Annotated in this window: 2 protein-coding genes; both read left to right on the forward strand. The window is 42.3% G+C overall.

Translation table 11 applies throughout. From position 1 onward, the window contains the following. On the forward strand, positions 1-373 hold a 373-nt coding region (locus tag Q0340_RS08810; RefSeq protein ID WP_298083012.1), incomplete at its 5' end, for a universal stress protein. 203 nt (positions 374-576) lie between these two features. Then, positions 577-1,236 carry a hypothetical protein gene (locus Q0340_RS08815; protein ID WP_298083013.1) on the forward strand — a complete coding sequence of 220 codons (660 nt, stop codon included), beginning with the start codon at positions 577-579 and terminating at the stop codon, positions 1,234-1,236. The last annotated feature ends 184 nt before the right edge of the window (positions 1,237-1,420 follow it).

The following is a 1,420-nucleotide window of genomic DNA, read 5'->3' on the forward strand; positions in this document are numbered from 1 at the left end:
GGCGGATAAAATTTTAGTTTCGCTTACCGGCACTGCGGCATCTGCGCGAGCGCTCGATAATTGGCTGGAGCTTTTGCAGCGCGCCAAGTCCGTCACCGTCATCACCGCAAACCACTACCTCCAAGAGGGCATCCCCGAAACGAAGCGCCGAATAAGCGATTATTTGGCTCTGCACGACGTTAATATCGATGCTTTCGAGACGCTAAACGCAGACGGCAAGATCCCGGGACAGGTGCTGCTAGAGTACGCCGACGCGGGCGATTTCGACCTAATCGTCGCGGGCTTGCACTCAGACAGCGGCATAAAGGAGATTTTCTTAGGCGGCGCGTCGAAATACTTCCTGCAAAAGACCAAAATTCCGGTCTTAATGTAGCTTAAAGCTTAGGCGCCGTGTCGCGGTACATCGCCCGCATAGCGTTTAGGCTTAAGTCGGCTTTTAAGCGCCGCAAGCTAAAGCTTAAATTTAATCGACTCGCTTCGGCTTTATTAGCCCGTCCGCAAATCGTGCAGTTATGCTTCTTGCGGATGGGTTGCGATTAATTTTACCGCTAGCTTTGCTTACGAGCCGCATTTGCTTTGCCGCGGCTAGCGAAAGCAAATATATCCGCGGCGAGCGGAGTTAGCGGTCGCGGCAATCTCGCCGGTCTATCTTTAAGCGGCGAGTTTGAAATTTCCATGCTTGTCGTTTCGGCTGCGTCGTGGATTTTGCATAAATTTGCACTTAAGATTTCCGCTTGCACGTTAAATTTTAAATTACAAGGAGCGCAGATGGCATTTGAAAATGCAATCATCACAAAAGATGATGATGAGAAGTATGGATTGAGCGAAATTTACTACAAATATAATCCATACTATGAGACTTTTATTAACGAGCTGCGATGGACTATCGATAGGGAGAGAGATTGCTGGGCTTGGTTTCTTTATAGCTTCCCAGGCTATGAACACGACCACGATTACGATACAAAGTCTATTTGGATCTTATATCATAAAGGTGAAATTATAGAGATGATTATAGATCATGAGGTAAATATTAATAGGAAATTAGTTCCAGAGGAATTCCATAGGATTTGGAAACTCCTAGATTTAAAACCAAATCATACGCAAAATCTTAGTAAGCAAGACATTTTATTCCTACTAAAAGAAATTTTAGAGGTATATAGAGATCGTGATTTGTATAAATCAAGAGAAAACTATACTATGGAACTACAAGACTTAACCAATCGCAGTGCAAAATAGAGCTTTAAATTTAACTCTATTTCAATCCCGCACTAAATCAAAATTTTTATAGAATTCTAAAATTTCGCGGAATTTTGAAATTCTAAAATTCCAAAGTCCTATAATTTCAAAATTTTAAAATTCCCGCCTTAAAATTTCTTGTAAATCAAATTTATCAAAATCATCGACGCGAGCGCCTCTATGA

It is taken from the genome of uncultured Campylobacter sp., assembly GCF_938045595.1.
Taxonomy (GTDB): domain Bacteria; phylum Campylobacterota; class Campylobacteria; order Campylobacterales; family Campylobacteraceae; genus Campylobacter_B.